The sequence below is a fragment of the Natrononativus sp. DTA114 genome (assembly GCF_059736515.1).
In genome coordinates, this window is the sequence record NZ_JCASSN010000005.1 from 215,783 (window position 1) to 239,157 (window position 23,375).

General features: G+C 62.7%; 23 protein-coding genes. 10 read left to right on the plus strand and 13 right to left on the minus strand.

Annotated features, from left to right (window positions below):
- Positions 1-66: 66 nt before the first annotated feature.
- The 6 genes from AC6I6S_RS18545 to AC6I6S_RS18570 form a co-directional block, all read right to left on the minus strand.
- Positions 67-1,461, minus strand: coding sequence for an ADP-dependent glucokinase/phosphofructokinase (locus AC6I6S_RS18545; RefSeq protein WP_497952241.1), 1,395 nt, complete (start codon positions 1,459-1,461; stop codon positions 67-69).
- A gap of 136 nt (positions 1,462-1,597) precedes the next feature.
- Positions 1,598-1,858 carry a hypothetical protein gene (locus AC6I6S_RS18550; RefSeq protein WP_497952243.1) on the minus strand — a complete coding sequence of 87 codons (261 nt, stop codon included), beginning with the start codon at positions 1,856-1,858 and terminating at the stop codon, positions 1,598-1,600.
- 18 nt (positions 1,859-1,876) lie between these two features.
- Entirely contained in the window at positions 1,877-2,344 is a 468-nt protein-coding gene (locus tag AC6I6S_RS18555) for a DUF2267 domain-containing protein (protein WP_497952245.1), read from the minus strand.
- Between the two features lie 154 nt (positions 2,345-2,498).
- Entirely contained in the window at positions 2,499-3,959 is a 1,461-nt protein-coding gene (locus AC6I6S_RS18560; RefSeq protein WP_497952247.1) for a PAS domain S-box protein, read from the minus strand.
- Positions 3,960-4,153: 194 nt separating this feature from the next.
- Positions 4,154-5,422 (minus strand): MFS transporter, encoded by a 1,269-nt coding sequence (locus AC6I6S_RS18565; RefSeq protein WP_497952249.1) that lies wholly within the window; start codon positions 5,420-5,422, stop codon positions 4,154-4,156.
- Positions 5,423-5,592: 170 nt separating this feature from the next.
- Positions 5,593-6,951: an FAD-dependent oxidoreductase gene (locus AC6I6S_RS18570; RefSeq protein WP_497952251.1), complete on the minus strand. Its 1,359-nt coding sequence runs from the start codon at positions 6,949-6,951 to the stop codon at positions 5,593-5,595.
- Positions 6,952-7,476: 525 nt separating this feature from the next.
- Here AC6I6S_RS18570 and AC6I6S_RS18575 point away from each other — a divergent pair.
- From AC6I6S_RS18575 to AC6I6S_RS18600, 6 genes are all read left to right on the plus strand, one after another.
- Complete coding sequence (locus AC6I6S_RS18575; RefSeq protein WP_497952253.1) at positions 7,477-7,617, plus strand: hypothetical protein; 141 nt, start codon at positions 7,477-7,479, stop codon at positions 7,615-7,617.
- 3 nt (positions 7,618-7,620) lie between these two features.
- Complete coding sequence (locus AC6I6S_RS18580; protein WP_497952255.1) at positions 7,621-8,604, plus strand: YeiH family protein; 984 nt, start codon at positions 7,621-7,623, stop codon at positions 8,602-8,604.
- 360 nt (positions 8,605-8,964) lie between these two features.
- Complete coding sequence (locus tag AC6I6S_RS18585; RefSeq protein WP_497952256.1) at positions 8,965-9,951, plus strand: PstS family phosphate ABC transporter substrate-binding protein; 987 nt, start codon at positions 8,965-8,967, stop codon at positions 9,949-9,951.
- Between the two features lie 5 nt (positions 9,952-9,956).
- Positions 9,957-10,898 carry a phosphate ABC transporter permease subunit PstC gene (gene pstC / locus AC6I6S_RS18590; RefSeq protein WP_497952258.1) on the plus strand — a complete coding sequence of 314 codons (942 nt, stop codon included), beginning with the start codon at positions 9,957-9,959 and terminating at the stop codon, positions 10,896-10,898.
- Positions 10,898-11,758 (plus strand): PstA family ABC transporter permease, encoded by an 861-nt coding sequence (locus AC6I6S_RS18595; RefSeq protein WP_497952260.1) that lies wholly within the window; start codon positions 10,898-10,900, stop codon positions 11,756-11,758. The genes pstC and AC6I6S_RS18595 overlap by 1 nt, the downstream gene beginning before the upstream one ends.
- Positions 11,755-12,633, plus strand: a complete 879-nt coding sequence (locus tag AC6I6S_RS18600; protein ID WP_497952261.1) for a phosphate ABC transporter ATP-binding protein — start codon at positions 11,755-11,757, stop codon at positions 12,631-12,633. Before AC6I6S_RS18595 ends, AC6I6S_RS18600 begins: the two co-directional genes overlap by 4 nt.
- Here the strand turns inward: AC6I6S_RS18600 and AC6I6S_RS18605 are convergent.
- Positions 12,624-13,442, minus strand: a complete 819-nt coding sequence (locus AC6I6S_RS18605; protein ID WP_497952262.1) for a phosphosulfolactate synthase — start codon at positions 13,440-13,442, stop codon at positions 12,624-12,626. The two genes, AC6I6S_RS18600 and AC6I6S_RS18605, sit on opposite strands and share 10 nt — an antisense overlap.
- 744 nt (positions 13,443-14,186) lie before the next feature.
- Between AC6I6S_RS18605 and AC6I6S_RS18610 the strand changes: the two genes are divergently transcribed.
- From AC6I6S_RS18610 to AC6I6S_RS18620, 3 genes are all read left to right on the plus strand, one after another.
- The gene (locus tag AC6I6S_RS18610; RefSeq protein ID WP_497952263.1) at positions 14,187-15,821 is read left to right on the plus strand and encodes a BCCT family transporter; all 1,635 of its coding nucleotides are present in this window, start codon (positions 14,187-14,189) and stop codon (positions 15,819-15,821) included.
- A 324-nt stretch (positions 15,822-16,145) separates the two neighbouring features.
- On the plus strand, positions 16,146-16,541 hold the full coding sequence (locus AC6I6S_RS18615) for a hypothetical protein (protein ID WP_497952264.1): 396 nt from the start codon (positions 16,146-16,148) through the stop codon (positions 16,539-16,541).
- Between the two features lie 195 nt (positions 16,542-16,736).
- Entirely contained in the window at positions 16,737-16,925 is a 189-nt protein-coding gene (locus AC6I6S_RS18620) for a hypothetical protein (protein ID WP_497952265.1), read from the plus strand.
- A gap of 138 nt (positions 16,926-17,063) precedes the next feature.
- Here the strand turns inward: AC6I6S_RS18620 and AC6I6S_RS18625 are convergent, their stop codons facing one another.
- Positions 17,064-17,447: a Rid family detoxifying hydrolase gene (locus tag AC6I6S_RS18625; RefSeq protein WP_497952266.1), complete on the minus strand. Its 384-nt coding sequence runs from the start codon at positions 17,445-17,447 to the stop codon at positions 17,064-17,066.
- 110 nt (positions 17,448-17,557) lie between these two features.
- Entirely contained in the window at positions 17,558-18,517 is a 960-nt protein-coding gene (locus AC6I6S_RS18630; RefSeq protein ID WP_497952268.1) for a C-terminal binding protein, read from the minus strand.
- A gap of 113 nt (positions 18,518-18,630) precedes the next feature.
- Between AC6I6S_RS18630 and AC6I6S_RS18635 the strand changes: the two genes are divergently transcribed.
- On the plus strand, positions 18,631-19,437 hold the full coding sequence (locus AC6I6S_RS18635; RefSeq protein ID WP_497952270.1) for a creatininase family protein: 807 nt from the start codon (positions 18,631-18,633) through the stop codon (positions 19,435-19,437).
- A 41-nt stretch (positions 19,438-19,478) separates the two neighbouring features.
- On the opposite strand, the gene AC6I6S_RS18640 is transcribed toward AC6I6S_RS18635, so the two are convergent.
- From AC6I6S_RS18640 to AC6I6S_RS18655, 4 genes are read right to left on the minus strand one after another with little or no spacing between them, the layout of a single operon-like run.
- The gene (locus AC6I6S_RS18640; protein ID WP_497952272.1) at positions 19,479-20,474 is read right to left on the minus strand and encodes an ABC transporter ATP-binding protein; all 996 of its coding nucleotides are present in this window, start codon (positions 20,472-20,474) and stop codon (positions 19,479-19,481) included.
- Positions 20,471-21,496: an ABC transporter ATP-binding protein gene (locus AC6I6S_RS18645; protein ID WP_497952273.1), complete on the minus strand. Its 1,026-nt coding sequence runs from the start codon at positions 21,494-21,496 to the stop codon at positions 20,471-20,473. Before AC6I6S_RS18645 ends, AC6I6S_RS18640 begins: the two co-directional genes overlap by 4 nt.
- A gap of 5 nt (positions 21,497-21,501) precedes the next feature.
- The gene (locus AC6I6S_RS18650) at positions 21,502-22,395 is read right to left on the minus strand and encodes an ABC transporter permease (RefSeq protein WP_497952275.1); all 894 of its coding nucleotides are present in this window, start codon (positions 22,393-22,395) and stop codon (positions 21,502-21,504) included.
- On the minus strand, positions 22,392-23,375 hold the full coding sequence (locus AC6I6S_RS18655; RefSeq protein ID WP_497952277.1) for an ABC transporter permease: 984 nt from the start codon (positions 23,373-23,375) through the stop codon (positions 22,392-22,394). The genes AC6I6S_RS18650 and AC6I6S_RS18655 overlap by 4 nt, the downstream gene beginning before the upstream one ends.

Below are 23,375 nucleotides of genomic sequence, written 5' to 3' on the forward strand. Positions count from 1 at the left end.
GACGACGGTATCAGTTGCGGGGGTACGTGCTCTCGAGGTTTGAAAGGTGGTCACCTGCAGGGAGCCTCACCGATCCGCTCGATTGCCGGCCGCGAGCGCTACCTCGAGGATGAAACTCGACGAGGAGACGATATCGCCGATGCCGACCGTCCTGGCTGGGTCTTTGACGACTCGGTTGGGACAGGCGGCCACGGACGGGGTGGCGACCCGCCCGTCGTCAGCCGATGCCCCGACGTGATCGGCGAGTAGTTCGATTGCCGTTCGTCCTCGTTCGGAGGGGTCGTACTCTAGACCGGTCTCGAGGTCCTCGGGCGCCGTGATATCACCGCGTGCGGCCTTCGACGCGGCGTTGATGGCCGAGAACTCCAGCCCACGCAGCACTGCCTGCGGCGAGAGATGCGAGTCGGTAACCGCCAGGTGGTACTCCATCGCGTGCAACTGGATACAGTTCACGCCGAGGTCGTCCCGGATGGCCGAGAGCATGCGGTAATGAGCGAGGATTTCCTCGGGCTCGAACGGGGTCCCCTCGGAGGGAGCGTCGTCGACCGCCTCGAGCCCGGTATCGGCGTAGAGAAGTCCGAGTTCGTGGGTATCGACGCCGATGACGTTCGCCTCCGGAAGGATCCACTCGTAGACACTCTCTCGCAGGTCAGTGTCGTGAGTTACGGCGTATTCGACGTGTACTTGGAGGTCTCCGCCCGATCTGAGTCGCCGCAGCACGTCCCGTGCGTGGCGCTGCGTCTCCTCGTAGCCGTCCTTGACGTGATCCGGAGTGAGGTTGTGATAACCCGCGAGTAATGCGGCGTCGACGTCGCCGCCGACCTGATCGATCGACGTATCGAGGTCGCCGGTCACCAGGTCGAACTCCGGCGGTCGCGAGGCGGCGATAAACCGGGTGTCCTCGGTCGCCTGTACGCCGAAGAGTTCGTCTCCTGCCCTGAACTCGAACACCCAGTTGATCTTGGTTCGGTCGGTGTTGACCGCCTCCTCGAGCGGAACGTACGAGACGGTCCCGTTTTCGACGCGGGGATACCGCACTGCGTCCGGGTGTTTGAACAGTGACCGCTGTCGCTCCGAGACGAGGTAGGTGTACGTGATCGGTGCCGCATCGAGCGAGGTCAGTAGGTTCGTCATGATCCCCGCCTGGCCGCCCATCTGCTGGGCGTCGGGATCAAGTTCGGACTCGAGCGCGGCCGCGAACTCGTGGGTCATCGCGACTTCGTCGCCGTGGGCGGCCGCCATCGTGTGCGTGATCGCCGTTGCGAGATCTCGCGTGGTAGCTAGGGGGCTCGGAGGCGGTAGTCTGCCGGGTTCCCGTGGCCGGTCGAGGAACGACTCGAGGCGTTCGTCCACTCGCACGATCGCGTCGACGTTCGCGTTGTAGGCGACGAAAACCGGGAGATCTTCGAGCGCACCGATATCCGATTCTAACCGGTCGCGGTCGTACGGGTCGGAGTACATCGTCCTCGACGGTATTTCCGTTCCCAGCGTGTTAATGCTGACAGGGGGACCGTGACACGGTCTCGTCTTGATTCGACCTCAATGGAGAACCGCGAACAGCCGTGGCTCCGATTTGCACGTTATCTGGCGCGTCGCGTCACAGTACTAGGATGAGCACTTCAGAGGCCTTCCGTCTCGAGTGTGGGTCAAGAGTCTCATCAATTCCCTGGTCGAAGACGCTCACGAGCACGGCCGGTATCTGTGGCGACGCTCCATCGACGATTCCCGGGTACGTCGGCTTCCTGCTCGAGGCGAATATCGATTCGATTCGGGTTCTCCGGACGTTGCGATCGAAACGCTCCTGACCGTCTCCGAACTCGAGGAGGAGCGCCGCTCGTAGTGGGTCCCGATCGATCACGGTACTCTCGTTACAACATCAGTCAGCACCGCTGCCGGGCTGTGGCCCGCCACCGGTCTGTGCCTCTTCGGCATCACCCCACCCGCCCGCATCCACGACCTCGAACAGCTTCCCCCAGTTTTCGTCCTCCTGGCTTTCCGGAAGCTGGTCGCGAAGCTGCTGGAAATCGGACGGTGGTACCAGCGTGTGCACGAGATCGACGACGACTCGAGCGTGGTAGGCTGCATCCGCCCCATCGGCTCGCTCGATCTCACTGACCCGGGAGACGAACTCCGTCCAGTCGAATCGCTGGCCGTGTTCGTGGACCGCTCCCGTCATGTACCACTGAATCTCCATCGGAAGCGATGCGGCGAGATCCTCGGCTGCTCCCTCCGGGATTCGCTCCCCGAGCGTCATGAGCGTCGCTCGAATCGCTCGCACCGTCTCCCCGGTGCCCGGTAACTCGAGTCGGTGCTGGATCTGGCCGGTGAACTCGTCGAAGTTCATCAGCGGTCGAGGCGGATACCCCGACCCTTGAGGTCGGGGTTGTTGACGCTCTCACATCTCTCGAACGATCATCATGCTCATAAACCCCGTCCGTGGAAGTTGGAACCTGCCCCTTCACCCGGCAGCGGAGCTTTAGCGGATCCGCAACGTGCCGTTAGGGGGTCTTGCGCGTGACGCTGGTCACGTTTTCGAACTCGAAGCGCGCACCGCCGGCAGTACTTTCAGTTATCGAACACTCCCACCCGTACACGTCCCCCATCTCCTGGATGAACGTCAACCCGAGTCCCATCCCTCCGTCGTCGCCGGCCGTCGTGTATCCAGTATTGAAAATGACTTCTCGCTCCGCGACCGGAATACCGGTCCCGTCGTCGGCCACGTAAAACCCGGTCGGGAGTTCGCCGACCGTGATCGTGACGTCGTCGCCACCGTGTTCGACCGCGTTTTCGAACAGGTTTCGGAACAGATGACGAAAGTAGGTATCGTCGATCAGTACCGTCATCTCAACCGCCACATCCAACGTAGCGTCGGGTGCGTCTACCTCTGTCCACGCCTCTCGAGCCACGGTCTCGGCGTCTACGGGTTCTCGCTCGGTCATGGCCTCTCCCCCCTGGGTCAACACGAGCATGATGTCGATGATGTCCTCGATGCGATCGAAGGCCTCAGTGACGTATGCGTGTGCCTTCGGATTCGGTCCTTCGGGTACCTCCTGGGTGTAAATCTGGCCGATCGAGACCGGGTTTCGCAGCTCGTGGGTGAGCATCCCTGCGAAGCTCTCGAGTTGCTCGTTCTGTCGTTCGAGCTGTCGCTTTCGCCGGTTGCGCCTGGTGATGTCACGGACAACGCCGACGACGTCGTGGCGCGAATCGTGTGTCCGTGGGAGAAACGCAGCGCTCCACTCGACGTCGAGGGTGTCTCCGGTTGCGGTGATCAACGTCGTTTCGTACGTGCTGTTAACTCCTGTGCGAAGGTCTTCGCGGAGTTTCTCGTCGAGCATTTCGATCTCCTCGCTGATGACGAGCGATGCGTGTGCCCCGATCAGCTCTTCTCGGCTGTAGCCGACCAGATCGACGTACGCCTCGTTGACCAGGAGGAAGTGATTGTCCTCGTCGACGACGAAGATTCCGTCGTTGACCGTTTCGACGATCGTCTCGTAGCGCTCGAGTTCCTTGCTGTAGCGCTTGACTTCGCGGTGACGGTCTTCGGCGTCGAGTGCGCGAGTCTTGGCCTGCGCATCCCGGTAGCCCACCGCGAGGCCGGCGACGCTCGCCAGCGCAGACAGTATCAGGATCGATCCCAGCGGGTCCTCGATAGACGAAACTGCGGCGATAAAAAGGATAACCATGAGTATAATTGCAACGGCGCGGAGACTCCACTCGGCGATCTCGTCGTAGAGGTCTGAACGGACGTCGAGGTATGGCAACAGATGGCCGACGTAGGAGTGGACCAGTCCTCCCGCGCCGACAAGGATCGAAATCGTCATCACGTCATCGACTGTCCGGATGTCCACGAAATACAGCAGCGGTACACCGACGGCGAAACCGACGTACAGCCAGCCGAGACCAAGAATGACGCGCTGGCCGCCGATGCCAGCAACGGTTCGTGGCACGTCCCTCATTAGTCGGTGAATGTGAGCGGTGGGTACTAATAGTATTTGCATTCTTCGGCACCCTCTTTTTAAGCACCCTCATTCTCACTCCCTGTTCGGTCGATTTCCCACCGCTCGAAGGCTGGCCAACGGCGTGACGGTAGGTTGGAGAGAAGAACGGTACTCGAGTTCGGTAGTACGACGGCCCCACTCTCCGTCGAGCGTCAGGCGGCTGACGGTTTGTGATCGCCGAGTTCAGGGTGTGTTTCGTCCATTCGCAAGTAGACGTACGAGCCCGAGAGAAACATCGCGACCGCCGTCCCGTAGAACGCCGCGTCGATGGTCAGCAGGTCGACGGTGAGGCCGATGAACACGGCACCGACGGCGTATCCCAGGTCCCGCCACAGGCGGTAGACGCCCAGACCGGTCGAGCGCCACAGCGGATGCGCGGCGTCGCTCGCGACCGAAATCAGGTTCGGGTAGTGCAACGCCATTCCGACGCCGGAGGCGGCCGACAGCAGGATCCAGGCGTAGTACCCCTCGACGAGGACCATCCCCAGCACACCGGCACCGGCAAGGAAGAACCCGGCGACGATCGGCGGCTTCCGACCGACCCGGTCGCCGAGTCGGCCGGTGTACACCTGCAGGAAGTACGCCCCGCTGTGGACACCGACCACCACGCCGACTTGCGCCACGCTGAGCCCCTGTGAGACGAGGAAGATGGGGAAGGCGAGCCAGACGAGCGTGTCGACGAAGTTCTCGACGTGACCCGCCTGTGCGGCCGCAAACAACGTTCGATCGCGGTACGTCGCCCGCTTGACGATCTCTGCGAACGGGAGGTCGGCCTCGTGGTCCTCGCCGCCGTCGGTTTCGGCCTCCGCTACGGCCTCGGCTTTCGCGTACGGCAGCGTCTCCTGGATCAGGAAGACTGCGAGCAGCGCGGCGACGATGATCACGAGCAACAGGAAGTAAAACGGCTCCGGCCGGAGACCGTACTGGGACGCGATGACGCCCGTGAGCCAGGCACCGGCGGCGACGCCGGTGTAGCCGAACGCCTCGTCGACGCCGGCCGCGAGTCCGCGCTCGTCGGGTCCGGCGAGTTCGATCTTCGAGATCATACTCATGCTCCAGGCGACGCCCTGGTTCACCCCGAGGAGCACGTTTCCGGCGGCGATCCACCACCAGTTCGGGGCGAAGATGAGGATGAACGGGATCGGGAGCGCCGCGAGCCAACCCAGGATCAGGACCGGCTTCCGACCGTAGGCGTCCGCCCACTTCCCGGAGTAGAGGTTGAGAACGGCCTTGATGATCCCGAAGCTGACGACGAACGAGCCGATAACGAGCAGCGATCCGATGCCGAACAGTTCCTCGCCCATGATGGGGACGACGGTCCGCTGTGATCCCATCGTGAGCCCGACGGCGAACACCGTCAGCACCTGAAGCAGGAACTGCCGCCAGTTTCTGCGGATTCCCTGTGTGTACTCGACGTTCATTGGGTAGTCGTATTCATCGGCTGATCGGTGTCACTCCCCTCCGCGTCTGGTGGCCGGTCGCGCTCGAAGTCGGTTCGGATCTCCCCCGCGTTCCTCGAGCACCCACCACCTCGTCTCGACTGCGGGGATCGACGCGCGACGCTCCTCAGGTGTCGTGGCCGGTCCAGATATCATTGCTGGTCGCCCCCGAGTTTTCCGCCGAGTACTTTCGCGGCGGTCAGGACCGGATCCCAGACGGGGCTGAACGGCGGTGCGTACGCGAGATCGAGGTTCTGGAGTTCCGTCACGGTCAGCCCCGCGTGGAGCGCCGTCGCGACGGTGTCGATCCGCTTTGCGCCCTCGCGACCGACGACGCTGGCACCGAGGACCCGCTCGCTCTCCCGATCGGCGACCAGCGTGACGGTCAGCGGCGTCGCGCCGGGGTAGTAGTGCGACCGGGTTCGTGCGTCGATAGTGACCGACATCGGATCGAATCCCGACTCACGGGCGCGTTCCTCGTCTATCAGGCCGGTTCTGGCGGCGCCGAGATCGAACGCCTTGACGATCGCCGTCCCGGCGGTGCCGCCGGTCGGCGTGGGATCGCCCGCGACCGTCGTTCCGATCGCCCGCCCGGCGCGGTTGGCGGTCAGCGCCAGCGGGACGTAGTCGGGGTCGCCGGTGACGACGTTCGTCGCCTCGGCGCAGTCTCCCGCCGCGTAGACGTTCTCGTCGTTCGTCCGACCGTACTCGTCCGTCGCGATGGCGCCCGTCGGTCCGAGTTCGATTTCCGCCTCCGCGGCGAGTTCGACGTTCGGTGCGACGCCGACGCCGACGATCACCAGGTCGGCGGCCGCCGCTCCCCCCTCGAGTTCGACCGTCTCGACGCGGCCATCGCCGTCGAACCCCTGGACTGCGGTCTCGAGGTGTAGCTCGACGCCCTGCTCGCGGAGGTGATCCTCGACGACGCGTGCGGTCTCCTCGCCGAACGGCTGGAGGGTCTGGGGAAGCATCTCGAAGATGGTGGCGTCGACGCCGCGCTCGATGAGCGCTTCGGCCATCTCGACGCCGACGTAGCCGCCGCCGACGATCGCTGCTGTTGCCGGTTCCCGGTCGTCGACGTAGCACTCGATCGCGTTCGCCTCGTCCATGCTTCGGAGGGTGAACACGCCCTCGAGGTCCATTCCGTTGAACGGGGGGACGACGGCTCGCGCGCCGGTTCCGATCAGGAGCGACCCGTACGATTGCTCGAACCGCTCACCGTCGCGCTCGACGGTAACGGTCTTCGCTCCGCGATCGATTGCGACGACCTCGTGGCCGGTCCGGAGGTCGATATCTCGGTCCTCGCGGAACTCTTCGGGTGGGATCGTCACAAGGTCCGCTAAGTCGTCGACGGTCCCCTTCACGTAGTACGGCATCCCACAGGCCGCGTACGATACCCACTCGCCGCGCTCGAAGACGACGACGTCTCTGTCGGGATCCTCACGCTTCGCCTTGCTCGCAGCGCTCATGCCGGCCGCGTCACCGCCGACGATCACGAACGGGTCAACCATACGGGGTGATACGGTCCCTGCGGTGTAAAGTATTTCGCAAGAATCCCAATATTAAACGCACCGGATGATTCCAAACATCGTGTTTTCGGTGGTTCCGATTGCACCGTCACGATCCGAGGCGTTCGACGAACCACCTATGAGGTCGTGGCTGCCCCCTTCATACGGTGTCCTGTACCTTGGATCTACTCGTTTGAGCCGATTCGATAGAAAACCGTCGGGTCACGCCGTGACCGTGTCGGTGCTGTGCGTTTCGGCTTGGATGGGGGAGTGTGATAGGCTCATCGCTCGCCCGCCACCATCGACGATAATATTGTACAATAAGGGAAATACTGGTGCTGGGGACGGACAGCAGCTCCACCACGTGAGCGAACTCGTTCGAACGCCCGCTCACGGGCTCGGCAGGTGGCCGTCGTCTCCGCCGACGGGCGTCTCGATCCGTCGGGCTCCGAGATGCCCGCAATCCTTACCGGCATCTCGGACGTGATCGACAAGCGTTAAGTACGTCGCTCGGGTGGCACCGAACGAATGTCGACGGATGGATGGAAGGACGCTGTCGAAGCCGCTCGGGTTCGCTGGCGGGCGCTCGAGCGTGACTGGCAGAGCGTCGTCGTCGGTGCGGCGATAGTCGCAGTGATCGCCGCGTTCGGAGTACAGGTTCCCTGGTAATCGATGGTTCTCCGTCGGCTGCTCCCGGGACTCGCCGTTCTCTGTGTCGGAGCCCTGCTGGCACGCGGGATCGAACTCGCCGTCGGCCCCAACCACCTGCTCGTCGCCATCGGCCTCGGGTTCGTACTGGCCAACGGCGTCGGCGTTCCCGATCGATTCGAGCTCGGCATCTCGACGCACAAACTGTGGCTGGGCGCCGGTATCGTTCTCATGGGAGCGTCGGTGACCCTCGAGACGGTGCTCGAGGTCGGCGCGCTCGTGCTGGTCATCGTGGTTGGCGTCACCGGGCTGACGATCCTCCTGGTTGAACTCCTCGCCCGGACCGTCTTCGATCTCGCCGACGACCTCGGTTCGCTGCTCGCGGCGGGGTCGGGGATCTGTGGCGTGTCGGCGGTCGTGGCCGTCGCTGGCACGATCCGTGCACGGGAGGAGCAGATCGCCTACGCGGCGGCGACGGTCCTGCTGTTCGACGCGATCACCCTCGTCGTCTACCCGATCGTCGGCGACGCACTGGGTCTCTCGAGCGTCGTGTTCGGTGTCTGGGCCGGCGTGAGCATGTTCTCGACGGGGCCGGTCGTCGCGGTCGGGTTCGCCCACTCCGAACTCGCGGGCCAGTGGGCGACGATGACGAAGCTCTCGCGAAACGCCCTCATCGGCGCCGTCGTCCTCGCCTACGCGAGTTACCACGCTCGACGAGGGAGCGCGGATCGACCGTCCGCGCGAGCGCTCTGGGACGAGTTTCCGAAGTTCGTTCTCGGCTTTCTCGCGCTCGTGGCGCTCGCGAGCCTCGGAGTCATCTCGTCGGCCCAGCAGGCGTCGCTCGAGAACGCCTACAGCTGGCTCTTCCTGCTCGCGTTTGTCGGTCTCGGAACGGAGATACGGCTCGCCGAACTTCGGACGACCGGACTGACGCCTGCGCTCGTCGTGCTGGTGGCGCTGGTCGTCGCGAGTACGGTTTCGCTCGGATTGTTGGTACTCCTGCTCTGATTGCGGGCTCGACGCCACAACTTCTGACGGCCACGTAGACACCCCAGCAAGCGGGCTATCCGCTGTTCGAGGTGTCGGCAAGACGTCTCGAATGGGACGCACCAGCCGACAGATTCGTGTGATCGACGGTCCGCCCGTGATACGCTCGTTCCGTCCGTGCTCTCCGAACTGCCGCATTCGCCGTCTCACAGCCTGTGAGAGCCACTCTCGGTGCTTCTCCGGCGTCGAAGCGAGCGTTCCTGCCATTGTGCGTGTGTTTTACACGCCCCCTGTGGCCAGTTTCTCCGGTTTCTCGTTCTTCACCCGAGTATTGCAGGTGAGCGAGGGGTTACATGTACCTGACCGGTACTACGCCACTGAATGAAACGAGCGTACTCTCGCCGTGCTGTACTCGGCAGTCTCGGAACCGGATCCGTCGCGGCGCTCGCCGGCTGTCTGTCGGGCGCCGATTCCGACTCCGGTTCGGCGATTCGGATTTCCGGGGGCGTCGGACCGCTGCCGATGGTCGAGGTGTGGGCGGATCTCTACGCGGACGAATCGGACGCGTCGTTCGACATCAGCGGCGGTGGCACCGGCGTCGGCGTCTCCGACGTGCTCAACGATCAGGTCGATATCGCGATGATGGGCCGAGAGCCCGACGAGGAGGAGATCGAGCAGGGGCTGTTCGCCGTCCCGATGCTCATCGACACCGTCGTCGGCACCGTCAACGCGGACAATCCCGTCCTCGAGGAGATCCAGGAACACGGACTCTCCCGGGAGGACCTCGAGGCCGTCTTCACGCGCGAGGTCGAAACCTGGGGCGAACTGTTCGACGTCGACGTCGATGAGGAGATCGAGGTGTACGGCCGTTCGGACGCCTCCGCAGCCTACAAACAGTGGGGTGACTTCCTCGCCGGCGAGGACGACGCCTACACCGAAAACGAACTCGAGAACCTCGCGGACGCGAACCACGACGGCGACCAGCGGGTGGCAGAGGCGATCGGCAGCAACGAGAACGCCATCTCGCTGAACAACATCAACTACGTCTACGATCTGAGTAGCGGCGAACTCGAGGGCGACATCCGTCCGATCCCGCTCGACCTCGACGGCGACGGCACCCTTTCGGACGACGAGGACTTCTACGACACTCGCGAGGAGTTCCTCGTCGCTGTCGAGGAGGGAACGTATCCGGCACCGCCGGCCCGTGAGATGTTTCTGGCCGCGGAGGAGGAGTTCGAGGACGGCGCCCACGAGTTCGTCGAGTGGGTCCTCTCGGACGGTCAAGAGTACGTCAGGGACAACGGCTACGTCCCCCTCGAATCGGACCGACTCGAGGAGGCCCAGGAGGAGCTGGCCAACGGGCCGTGAGCTGAATGGGTGATTCGATCGACTCGACGGAGACCGACCGCCGGTCGAGCCAGCTCGGTCGCCGGCTGCAGGTCGAGCGACTCAGCAGCTACTGGCTTCGGGGCGCCGGCTACTTCGCGATCGCGCTCTTCTGTCTGATCGTTCTGACGCTCGTCCACCGGTCGCTGCCCCTGCTCGCGGAGTACTCGCTGGTCCAGATGCTGACGTCGGCCAACTGGGACCCCGCACAGAACCAGTTCGGCTTCCTGCCGGCGATCGTCGGCACCGTGTACGTCGCGGTCCTCTCGATGCTCATGGGGACGCCGATTGCGATCCTGACCGCGATCTACATTGCCGAGTACGCCGAGGGTCGGATGAAAGTGCTCGTCTCGTCGTTCATCGACGTGCTCGCGGCGATCCCAAGCGTCATCTTCGGGCTGGTCGCCCTGTTCGTCGTCGTCCCGTTCGTCGGGAACTACCTCGCGCCGGCGGTCGGCTCGAGTGCGACCGGCCTCGGAATTCTTACTGTGAGTCTCGTGATGGCAATCGTCGTCACACCGTTCATGATCTCGCTGTCAGTCGAGTCCCTCGAGGCGTTGCCGGACGAACTACGGGAGACCTCACTCGGCGTCGGCGCGACGAAGTGGGAGACGATCAGTAGCGTTCTCCTGCGGGCGGCCGGCCCCGGCATCTTCGCGGCGGTGTTGCTCGGCTTCGGTCGCGTCTTCGGCGCGACGATCGTCCCCGCAATGCTCATCGGGGGCCAGACGCAGATCCCGGACTCGCTGTTCTCGACGGGACAGACGCTCCCGACGCTGATCGTCAGCGACTTCGGCGAGCTGATGTCGATCCCGCTCACCCAGTCCGCGCTGATCTTCGTCGGGCTGATGCTGGTCGTCGTGGTCTGGCTGTTCAACTTCGGTGCGATGTTGCTCCAGCGTCGCCTCCGTCGGAGGTGGCAGTACTGATGGATCGCTACGCCAAACAGCGGCTGTTCGGCATCCTCGCTCGCGGCGCCGCCGCGCTCGTCGTCGCAGTGATGATTCTGGTCGTTGCTGTCACGGTTTTCAGAGGCGGTCGTGCGCTCCTCACGAACCCGGAGATCGTCGTCACGCCGCCGGGTTCGCGGTACATGCTCGAGGGCGACGGCGGCTTCTTCCACGCCGTGCTCGGTAGCATGTTCATCGTCGGTCCGGCGACCGTCGTCTCGGCGGTGCTTGCGATATCGACGGCGACGTACCTCCAGAGCGATTACTCGAGCGAGCGCTTTTCGGATGTTGTGAACATGTTCCTGAACGTGCTGTGGGCGACGCCGCCGATCGTCTACGGGGTGTTCGTTCTCACCGTGATCATCGCGGTCGGCGCCCGAACGAGCCTTTTCTTCGGGATTATCGCGATCGCGATCTTCCAGTATCCGATTATGACCCGCTACACTGACGAGGCGCTGCGATCGGCCCCGGATACGGTCAGGGAGTCGACGTACGGCCTCGGCGCCACGCGGTTCGAAACCGCCCGGATGACCGCCCGCGCGGCACTGCCGGGCGTCGTCGCCGGCGTCATCATGGGCTTCGCCCGCGGAATCGGCGACGCCGCGACGGTGCTGTTCACCGCCGGCCGGAGTACGAACATGCCCGGCGGGCTGTTCGAGCCGGCGACGACGCTCCCCATCCTCATCTTCGACAACTCGATGTCGTTCAACGAGGAGGTACAGGCCCACGCCTACGCGGCGTCGTTCGTCCTGATCGTCGTCGTCCTGGGCCTGATCGTCGTCTCGAAACTGCTCGCCGGACGCTTCGCGCGGTACGCACCAGGGGGGAGACACGCATGAACCACCAGACTGCACTCGGCACGGACGACCTTTCGGTAACGTACACCGGACAGAACGACGTGGAGGCCCTGACGGGCGTCAGCGTCGACTTCCCGGAGAATCGACTGACAGCGATCATCGGCCCCTCGGGCTGTGGCAAGTCGACGCTGCTGAAGTCGCTGAACCGGCTGCACGAGATCCAGCCCAACGTCGAGATTTCGGGGGACGTCCTCCTCGAGGGCGAATCGATTTACGACACCGATGAACCGACGCCGGAAATCCGTCGGCGGATCGGCTACGTTCCCCAGTCGCCGACGGCGCTACCGCTGTCGATCTACGAGAACGTCGCCTACGGCGTGAAGATCCACGGCGAGTACGAGTCGAACGACGACCTCGACGACCTCGTCGAAACCTACCTGCGGAAAGTGAACCTCTGGTCGGAAGTGAACGACAGGCTCGCGACCCCTGCGGCGGAGCTCTCGACCGGGCAGATCCAGCGACTCTGTCTGGCCCGCTCGCTGGCCGTCGAACCGGACGTCCTGCTGTGTGACGAGGTAACGTCGGCGCTCGACCCCATCTCGGCCGAGCGCGTCGAGGAGACGCTCGCGGACCTCAAGTCGGAGTACACGTTCGTCATGGTCACACATAGTATGGATCAGGCGAAGCGACTCGCGGACGAGGTCGTCTTCCTCTATCTCGGCGACCTCATCGAGGCGAACGAGACGCGGGCGTTCTTCGAAAACCCACAGCACGAACGCACGCGAGAGTTCGTGAAGGGACACACGGCAGTCGAGTATGACGATTCAGACGACTCCGACGATTCGAACGACTCTGAGGGTGCGGGTAGTGTCGGCGCCGGAACCCCCGACCCGATCAGCACCGACCCTCAGTCGTAGCCGACGATCCGCCCCCACGAAGACGCTTTTCCCCAGAGGCCCGAACGCATACACTCGAGTTCGACGATCTGTGAGTTGTCGACGAACAGGTTCACGTTCGGGCCGAACTGTTTGATATACCACTCGAACACGTCGGGGTCGGCCGCCTCGAAGACGCAGTGTTCGATGCCGAGGCCGTTCGCGATCTCGAAGGCGACGTCGGTTCGCCACTCGCGAACCCGTTCGGTGATCCCTTCCGATTCGACCATCACCTTGTAGGCGCCAGCCTCGAGGTGGCGCTTCCCCTCCTCGATCGCGCTGGTCGGGTCGATCGCCGCCTCGCTCTCGAGGTCCTCGACGCGAGAGGCACCGCCGGCGCCGAACTGGACGTTGATCTCCGGTTTCGCTTTCAGACCGTGATCCTGGACGGCTTCGGTCAACGCGACCATATCGTCGGTATCGATCGCGAGGAAGCCGCTCGAGACCTCCACGATGTCGAAGCCGATATCGGCGGCTTCCTCGAGGTAGCGATCCACCTGATCGTAGTCCCGGACGAGGACGTGTTCGATGAATCCGCCGGTCGACACCAGCACGTTGTGCTCGTGACAGACCTCGATGAGTTCACGGACGGCCTCCTCGGGCATCAGAGCGAACGACCCCCCTGAAAACTTGTAGATGTCGACGTAGGCCCCCATCGTCTCGAGGATGTCGCGCAACTCCCGCGGCCCCATGGGATCGTAGTAGGGGCCGCGGATTTCGGTAAGGCCGGTGTCTCGAGGTTTCTCGCCGCGGTCGTTGACCGTCAGGAAGTCGAACGCACGATCTGGCATAGGAGTCCCACGACGACCACGACCAAAACGGTACTACACTCTGGGGGGTGGCTACCGATTCAGCCGACCGACACAGGTCACAATCACCGCTCGGTAACGTTCACGAGGTTCCCGACTCGTCGAGCGATACTACCAATCGATCGTCGTCGACACAGATCTCCGTGCGGATTCGCAGGGGACATCGGAGACCACGGTCTGGTTTTCGATCGTCTCGGTCTCGATACGCAACTACTCGTGCCCGAACGGGCCGTCGACTGGACGGAAACATCACCGAACGCGCGGGTCGGAGGAAGGCGTATCCCGGTATCCGAACTGGTAGTTCGTCGACCCGGCTCGTTGCGAGCGGAGCTAACACCGCTCGTTACACTCGTCGCGCGCTCATGAACAGCGGAGTCATCGCCGGCCGTTCCCTCGAGTCGACTCCTGGCTACGCCTTGTGCAACACGAGAGCTGGTGACGTTCACCAGCGGCGCGTGAAATCGATCAGATGACGCGTTAATTAGACATTTTGCCGGCGCTTTCTGACCATCTCGAGAACCATTATCGGTCGTTTTCCCGGAGGATCTCGGTAATTTAAACGAAATATCGCGCTGCCAGATCCGACCGCTGGAAGGTTTATGCGGCTCGTCCGCATGCCGTGTTCTGCGGTACCACGAATCATGGTGTTGAACGACAACCATCTGAGTGGCGGTCGATGGCGAATCGAACCGGGAACGAGAGCGTGTGCACCGCACGATGGGTCCCATGGGTAGCGAGGACGATCTCGGTGCGATCGGGCGGTTCCGGGAGGAGCTAGATCCGGTGGTCTTCGTCTTCGGCGCGCTGCTCACGGTCGGGGTGATCACGATGTTCTTCATCAGCCGACCCACCGTCGAGTGGGCCATCGACGGCCTGAACACGTTCTTCCTCGAGTACCTCAACTGGGTGCTTTTGGTGATCGTCTTCCTCATCGTCGTCTTCCTGCTGTTTCTGATCGTCGGCCCGTGGGGGAAAATCCGGTTCGGCGACGATCCACCGGAGTACAGCTTCTTCTCGTTCTTTGCGATGCTATACTCTGCAGGCTTCGCCGCCGGTGTCGTGTTCTGGGGGCCAACTGAGGCGCTGTTCTATTACGACAACCCGAACCCGCTGTTCGACGTCTCCGGCGGCTCGAGCGAAGCGATGAGCGTCGCCGTCCAGCAGACGCTGTTCCACTGGGCGCTCCCCCAGCTCGCGGTGTTCACTATCATGGGGATCGCGATCGGCTACTTCGCGTACAACTACGACGGCGTGCCGTTACGCGTTTCGTCGGCACTCACCCCGCTGCTCGGAAAGGATAACCTCGACGGCCCTGCCGCCAAGGTGATCGACATCCTCGCCGTCTTCGCGACCATCGGCGGCGTGGCGACCTCACTTGGATTCATCGGGAGCCAGTTCGTCACCGGCCTCGACTACCAGTGGGGGATCGATCTGGGCGATGCGGGAATTCTCCTCGTGGTGACGACCATGACGCTGTTGTTTACGATCTCGATGGTGCTCGGCGTCAACCGTGGTATTCGCCGGCTCTCGAACTTCAACATGATCCTGTTCGCGATTCTCCTCGTGGCGGCCTTTATCGTCGGTCCGTCGCTCTTTCTGGTTCTGATCGGCACCCAGGCTATCAGCGGGATGGTCACCGACTTCGTCTCGATGAGCCTCTACACCGGCGCTGGCGAGGAAGGCGGGACGCAGTGGATGAACGACTGGACCGTCTTCTACTGGGCATGGGCGCTGTCGTGGTCGCCGTTCGCCGGGCTGTTCATCGCCCGCATCTCCCGTGGCCGGTCGGTGCGCGAAGTCGCGTTCACCGGCATCGTCGCGACTTCCGCGGCGACCATTCCGTGGTTCATCTCGCTGGGCGGCACCGCGCTGTACTACCAGCACGAGGGCGTTGCCGACTTTAGCCAGGTGATGGCGTTCGAGCAGGGTGCGGAAGTCACCGGCTTCATCCTGTTCGAGGCGTTCCCGGTCGGAACGGCCTTTATGATCGCGTTCCTGATCCTCGTCACCACGTTCTTCGTTACCTCGGCGGACTCTTCGACGCTCGCCGTGTCGATGATGACCACCGGCGGCAAGGCCAAACCCTCGAGCATCAACCGAATCTTCTGGGGGGTCGTCCTCGGAATGACCGCCGCGATCCTCATGATCCTCGGCGGGGTGGACGCGCTCCAGTCCGCTGCGATCATCACCGGCGGCCCGTTCGCGTTCGTCTGTCTGCTCGCGATGCTCGGGTTGATCAAGCACTTTAGCTCGAGCTACGGCCGGGTGTTGCTCCAGGAGGAGACGGTGATGATCGGTTCCTCGGAACAGACGCCGCGCGTCGGCGGCGAATTCCAGGCGGGTGATGACGACGACGACTGAGCCAATCGCTCACTCGGTTTGAACCGGGCCGTCCCCGCTCGTCGACTCCACCCACACCGGTTTTCGGTTGACGCGACAGCAGCTACACGATCCGATCGGCATCACTCGAGCAGAAACCGACGCCCGTATCGCTTGTCTCGACTCGAGCATGCCGTGGCTAACACCCAGTAAATCGATCGTAACCCGGGATGTCGTGGATGTCCGCGAGTGCAGTCCGTGACGGCAGAATCGGATGGGAATTCCGCGTCTGCGGATTTCGTCTCGACTCCCGTGTGAGCAGTACGGTGTGAGTACTTACGGCCGGACGTCTGCACTCCGTAGCTGATGGCCCCTGCTATCGTCCACTTCCTCGTCGGTGGCGCTCTCCTGTTACTGCTGGTGACACCGATCGCGCTCCGATATGAGTTCCGCCCGACGTGGCCACTCTGGCTCGTCGTGATCGGCGGACTCTGGGGCCTGTTTCCGGATATTCACCACGTTTCGCCGATCTATCGGACGGAACTCTACGCGTTCCACAACTCACTCTGGGCCGACGCGTTCGCGTTCCACTACACGCTCGACCGCCCTGCCGTTCGTGCTCGATACCACGAGAGCGTTTTCCTCTCGGTACTGCTCTTTTTGGGCTCCGTCGCCGGGTTCAGCCTGGCAACCAGCTTTCGGGCGCGGATGCGCGGTTCCGAAACGGACCACTCGACGGTGACGCCGAAGACCTCCGAATAATCACCGTAACAACTGAAACGATTCACACACCACTCGAACGACGGGTGTGCGATTGGATGTGCATTGACCTTCAGTGGCTACTATATTCCCGCGGTATCCTCTCACTTTCAGGACCAAAATCTAGCCTTAGATAGTATAACAGCTATGTGTCTGAATAGCCAATTCATATCCTATATTACCATTCATACAATTGCTATGACTACCCGAAAACGGAGACGCGTCCCGAGAAACGCGCTGTCGTTCCGTACCGACACAGCTACCTGCTGGATCGGCTATCGATGTACCAATCTATCGATCGAAAACGCCACGGCCGAGCCCACTGACGGCGTCACTACGTTCAGAGAGGGAGAGGCGAACCTGTTGAACCGCCTCGGCCCGCAGTGACGAACGTCGCGAGAGCTTCGAAGCACCCCATCCGCCTGGGAATCGATCGGTAGCCCTCGAACCCTATTATACTATGAGTTGATCACGATAGCTACTATATAATTGATATACTAGCTCAAGCGTCAGTGAGCGATCGTCTCAGTCGGATGGCCGCTCGGCGACCACCTCGATTTCGACGATAATCTCGACGGGAAGCCGTGCCGCCTCGATACAGCTTCGGGCGGGATAGGGCTCCTCGAATCGGGACGAGTACGCGTCGTTGACCGCGTCGTAGGCGTCCATATCCGTCAGAAACACGTTGGCTTTGACAACGTCGTCGAGGTCGAGACCCGTTGCGCTCAACACGTGTTCGATGTTGTCCAGAGTTTTGTGCGTCTGTTCCCGTGGATCCTGGCTCGTGACCTCGAGCGTCTCGGGGTCGAGCGGCCCCTGTCCCGAGACGTAGACGGTCGTTCCGGTGTCGATCGCCTGTGAGAACGGTCCTGTGCCTCCCGGCGCGTCGGATGTGGTAACTTCCCGCATGCTCTGATAGCTCCCGTGGGACGGCAAAAAGGTTGCGTAATCGGCGTGTGAAACACGCTACAGGGGTCGTCGGGTCTGTTCGACTGAGCTCGGTCGACGACGGGACTTCGTCACGGATTCGCGTCCTCGTTGACCACGTGTTCGGGGGTGGTTCCCTGTAACGCGTCAGCGACGTTCGTCGCGACCGTTTGACGGAGTTCGAGGATGGAGCCCTCGGAGTACCACGCCGTATGTGGTGTCATGACGACCTCCTCTCGGTCGACAAGAGGAGATGATTCGGGCGGTTCGTCAGAAAGCACGTCGAGTCCTGCGGCACGGATCTCTTCGGCAGAGAGGGCCCGAGCGAGCGCGTCCGCGTCGACGATTTCGCCTCTGGCGACGTTGATGAGGGTCGCATCGTCGTTCATTCGGGCGAAGGCGTCCTCGCCGAACAGACCGCGCGTCTCCTCGGTAAGCGGGGAGTGGATCGAAACGATATCGCCGCGCTCGAGGAGCGTGTCGAAATCGACCTGTTCGACGCCGTGAGCGGCGAGTTCGTCGCTCGACCGGTAGGGATCGGACGCGATCACGTCGAACCCGAACCCGTCCGCCTTGCTCGCGACGGCCTGTGCGATGTTCCCGAAGCCGACGAGTGCGAGGGTTTTGCCCCGCAGTCGGCGAATGGGGCGGCCCCGCTTCCAGTCCCAGGTGCCCGACCGGATCGCATCGTCGAAAACGGTGATCTTTCGCTCACACGCCAGCAACAGCGCAAGTGCGTGTTCTGCGACCTCGTCCGTACAGTAGTGGGGAGCGTTCACCACGAGAACGTCGTGTTCGGTGGCCGCCTTGAGGTCAACGTTGTCGACGCCGATCCCGTACCGTCCAACCACGCGCACCGAGTCGAGCGACTGGAGAACGGATTCGGTAATCGGTGCATACTGGACGAGAAGCGCGTCCGCATCGGCAACGGATCGGATGATTTGTTGGGGATCGTCCGTCTCCACCTCCTCGAGTGTGATATCACGGCTCGAAAATACGTCGGATTCGACCGTTAACTCGCCGAAGTTGTGGGCTGTGGCAACGACTTTCATTCCGGTGGATCCTCAATCGATAGCGAACGGTATAATCGCTTTGGGCGAGCGCGGATCGACTGGGACGAGTCGTGGTAACAGTAATGAATTACCGGGGTGATATGCACTCGTACATGGCGTTCGAATCCGCAGCAGCGGGCGATTCAGCGTGGGCAACGAAGACGTACGAAGAGATAGCCGACATCGCGGCGGCAGACGGCTCCATCCTCGTCGTTCCCGTCGGCAGTGTCGAACAGCACGGCCATCACCTCCCGGTCGCGACGGACACGATTCTCGTCGATGCGATCGCCTCGCTCGGCGTCGAACGCGTTGCCGACGAGGCACCGGTGTTGGCCGTTCCTCCCGTTTGGACCGGTTACTCCCCGCACCACCTCCCGTTCGGGGGGACAATCACGATACAGTCAGAGACGCTCGCGCAGTTACTCGAGGAGATCGCCGACTCCGCGATCGACAACGGGTTTGACGCCCTTCTGTTGGTCAACGGCCACGGCGGAAACAGCTCGGTGATCTCGACGGTGACGAGCACGATCGGCGTTGCCCACCCCGACGTCGAAGTTCTCGGTCTCACCTACTTTTCGCTGGCCCAACCGTTCGCCGACGAGATCCGTGACAGCGACCCCGGCGGCATGTCTCACGGCGGCGAGTTCGAAACCTCGCTGCTGTTGCATCTCCGCCCCGAACTCGTCGACACCGACCGGCTCGAGGCACCGCTGCTGGACGAGCCATACGAACTGGGCGTCACGGATATGATGGACGGCGGTTCGCTCGGCGTCTATCGATCGTTCGACGAGTACACCGACACCGGAGCCATCGGTGCGCCCGAACTGGCGAGCGCGGAGAAAGGCGAAGCGCTGTACGACGGGATCGGCGACGAACTGGAGGCGCTACTGCTCGAGATACACGAACGGACACGGAACTGATCGACATCGGGCGAACTGGGGATGGCCGACCTGTCGCCGACTCACTCACTAACCGGGTGATAGCAGGCGACGCGCCGACGCTCGTCCAGCGCCTCGAGCGCTGGCTCGGTGTCGCGGCACTCCGCGGTCGAGTACGCACACCGCGGATGAAATCGGCACCCGCCCGGGAGGTCGACCGGATCCGGGACGTCCCCGTCGACGCTGCTTCCCGCTCGAGGCTCGTCGGGGTCCGGCGAGGGAACGGCGTTCAACAGCGCCTCGGTGTACGGATGTGCCGGGTCGTGAATCACCCGTTCGGTATCGCCGAGTTCGACGACGTTCCCCTGGTACATGATCATGGTTCGATCCGCTAGGTAGTTGATCGTCGAGAGGTTGTGGGAGATGTACAGCATCGAGAGATTCCGCTTTTCCTGTAACTCCTCGAAGAGGCGCAGGATCGAGGCGCTGACGCTCACGTCGAGCATCGAGACGGGTTCGTCAGCGACCAGGAATTCGGGCTCGACGACCAGCGCTCTGGCGGTACAGACGCGCTGGCGCTCGCCGCCAGAGAGCGCCGCCGGAAGTTTGTCCAGAAACGCCTCCGGCGGACGCAATCCTGCGTCCTCGAGCGCCCGTGCGACGAGCGCGTCGCGCTCCTCTGCATCCCCGATCCCGTGAATCTTCAGCGGCTCTCTGAGCGTTCGAGCGACGGGATATCGTGGGTTGAGCGCCTCGTATGGATCCTGGAAGATGACCTGACACTGGCGTCGGAACGACCGCATCTCAGTACGCCCGAACTCGGTTACGTCCCGCCCGTCGAACCGAATCTCGCCGCCCGTGGTCGTCTGGAGACACGCAAGGAGCTCTCCGAGCGTGGATTTGCCACAGCCGCTCTGGCCCGCCAGTCCCAGTATCTCCCCGCGTTCGATCTCGAAACTAACGTCGTCGACGGCTTTCAGGTACTGCGTCTCGCCGAACAGCCGATCGACGATCGATCCCCGGCGAGCGGGGTACCACTTTCGTAGGCCATCGACCTCGAAGATTAGATCCTCACTCATTCGGCGTCAACCTCCCAGGTCGCGGCCCGTCGGCTTTGCTCCCTGAATTCGGCAGCCCGGTCGGTGTAGTGACACTTCGCCGCGTGGTCGGTACTGCTCTCGGTATCGTCGCCGACGGTCGTTAGCGGCGGTTCTTCGAGACACCGCTCGGTCGAAAACGGACACCGCTCGGCGAACCGACAGCCCTGTGGCGGATCGACCAGCTCCGGCGGGTTGCCGGGAATGCTGATCAGTTCGGTCGGGTTTCGCTCGATCGACGGGAATGCGTTTCGCAGCCCCATCGTGTACGGATGAGCGCTTTCCTTGAACACCTCCCGCGTGGACCCCAGTTCGACGAGTCGCCCGCCGTACATCACGGCGATCCTGTCTGCGACCTCCGCGACCGCGCTGATGTCGTGCGTGATGAAGACCATCGCGTGGTCGTGTTCCGTCTGGAGCTCGGCGAACAACTCAAGGATCTCGTCTTGGACGACGACATCGAGACCGGTCGTCGGCTCGTCCGCGAGGATCAGCGGCGGGTCGAGCGCGAGTGCGAGGGCGATCACGACCCGCTGGCGCTGGCCGCCGGAGAGTTCGTGCGGGTAGTCGTCGAGTCTGTTCGCGCTCAGACCGACGTCCTCGAGGAGCCCCGCCGCACGCGAGCGCGCCTCGTGCTTCGAGCGGTCCGAGTGCGTCGTGATCGTCTCGACGAACTGTGCACCGATCGGATAGACGGGATCGAGCGCGTTCATCGCGTTCTGGATGATGTAGGCGATCTCCTTCCAGCGGAGCGACCGCATCTCCGCGTCCGTATACTCGGTTATCGGCTCTCCCTGGAAGACGATCTCTCCCCCGGAAACCCGGCCGTTTCGGGGTAGTAGGCTGGGAATCGATCTGATCAACGTACTCTTTCCACAGCCGCTCTCGCCGACGATTCCGACGGTTTCACCCGCCTGGATCGACAGGTTCACGCCGTCGACCGCGCGAAGCGATCCGGTTTCGGTCGTGTACTCGATCGCGAGGTCGCGTAGTTCTAATACCATTGTGTTCAGTGCTTTAGTTGCGGACTGGTCATGTCTTCGACCGCTCTCGAGAGATAGAAGAACGACATCACGAGCAGCGAGATGCTCAGTCCTGGCGGAATCACCCACCACCAGGCGTGTTGGATCGCCCCGGTGGTGAACGTGAGTTGAAGCATACTCCCCCAGCTGTCCCCGGAGCTCAGGCCCAGGAACGAAATCCCGGCCTCGAGAACGATCGCGTAGCCGATGACGAGCGTCATATTGATGAAGATCAGCGGCAGGAGATTGGGTGCGATGTGGAGGTAGATGATCCGAAGATCGCTCGCACCGGTCGCTTTCGCCGCCTTCACGTAGGGTCGATCGGCGTGTGAGAGGGTCTGTGATCGGATGAGACGGGCCGTATCGCGCCAGAGAACGGCCACCATCGCGATGATGACGTTCCAGAGCGACGCGCCGAACGAAAGCGCGATGATCAGGATTAACGGTGTCGGCGGGATCGCGTACATGACGTCAACGAGGCGCATCAGGACGAGATCGATCGTCCCCTTGTAGTAGCCCGCGACGAGCCCCACACTCGTCCCGATGACGGCGACGCTGAGCCCCGAGACGAGGCCGACGAGAAGCGAGATCCGAGCACCGTACACCCACTGGCTGAAGACGTCCTGTCCGTGGTGGTCGGTGCCGAACGGGTGTTCCAGACTCGGTGTCTCGAGCACCGCAGCGGACGGCTGTCCGGGATCGTGGGGGGCGATCAGCGGCGCAAATATCGAACAGAAGACGAACAGCAACAGGATCGCGAGCGCGAGCAGTGCGCTCCTGTACCTCGCGATCGATCGACCGACCTCGAGCGCGGACGAACGAACGTGGCCGAGCAGAATCCGCTGGTCCTGCGAGAGTCTGTCGGTGAACTGCTCTTTCATGTTCCCTCCTCCGTGACTCGGGGATCGACGTACACCGAGACGATGTCGACGAGGAAGTTCATCATGACGACGATCACGGCGATCGCGAAGAACCCGCCCTGGGCGAGCGGGTAATCCTCGTTCAGGACCGCCTGCCACATCAACCGGCCGAGGCCGGGCCAGGAGAAGACGACCTCGATGAGGACCGAGCCGCCGGCCGCGAGACCGATCGCCAGCGCGGCGAAGTGCAAGACCGGTAACAGCGAGTTCCGCGCGGCGTGTTTGTACAGAATCGCCATGTTACCGAGCCCTTCCGCCCGGTTCATCTCGATGAAGTCCTCATCCAGAACGTCGATCATGTTGTTTCGCATGACGAACGTGGGGGCGGTGAGCCAGTAACACGTTGTTACGAGCAGCGGCAAGAAGAGGTGGTGGAGGAAATCGAGCGTGAGGAACCGCTCGCTGTACGTCTGTGGGACCGTTCCGGAGTACATTCCCGAACTCGGAAACCAGCCGAGACGGAACGAGAAGACCATGAGCGCGAGCATCCCGGTCCAGAAGATTGGCGTCGCCCACATCAGCAACACGCCGCCGATACCGTACGTGTCGACGCTGCTTCCGCGCCGCCACGCGAAATACGCGCCGATGACCGGTCCAATGAGGTACGCCAGGACGACCGCGGGAACCATGAGGACCATGGTGTTGAGTCCCGCGTGGGCGATCAGCGGCAACACCGGTTCGTTGCGCATGAACGAGTAGCCCAAGTCGCCCGCGAACAGGCTCGTGATGTACGAAACGTACTGCACGTAGAGAGGTGAATCGAGCCCATACTGTTCGATCAATGCCTGTCTGGCCTCCGCTGTCATCTGTGGACTGACGAGCGCCGACGCTGGGTCGCCGGGCGAGAGGTGTAACAGGAAAAAGAGTACCGTCGCGATCACGTACAGCGAAAACAGCGAAAAAAGTGCTCGCTTCAGAACGTACAGGAGATCCAGTCTCAT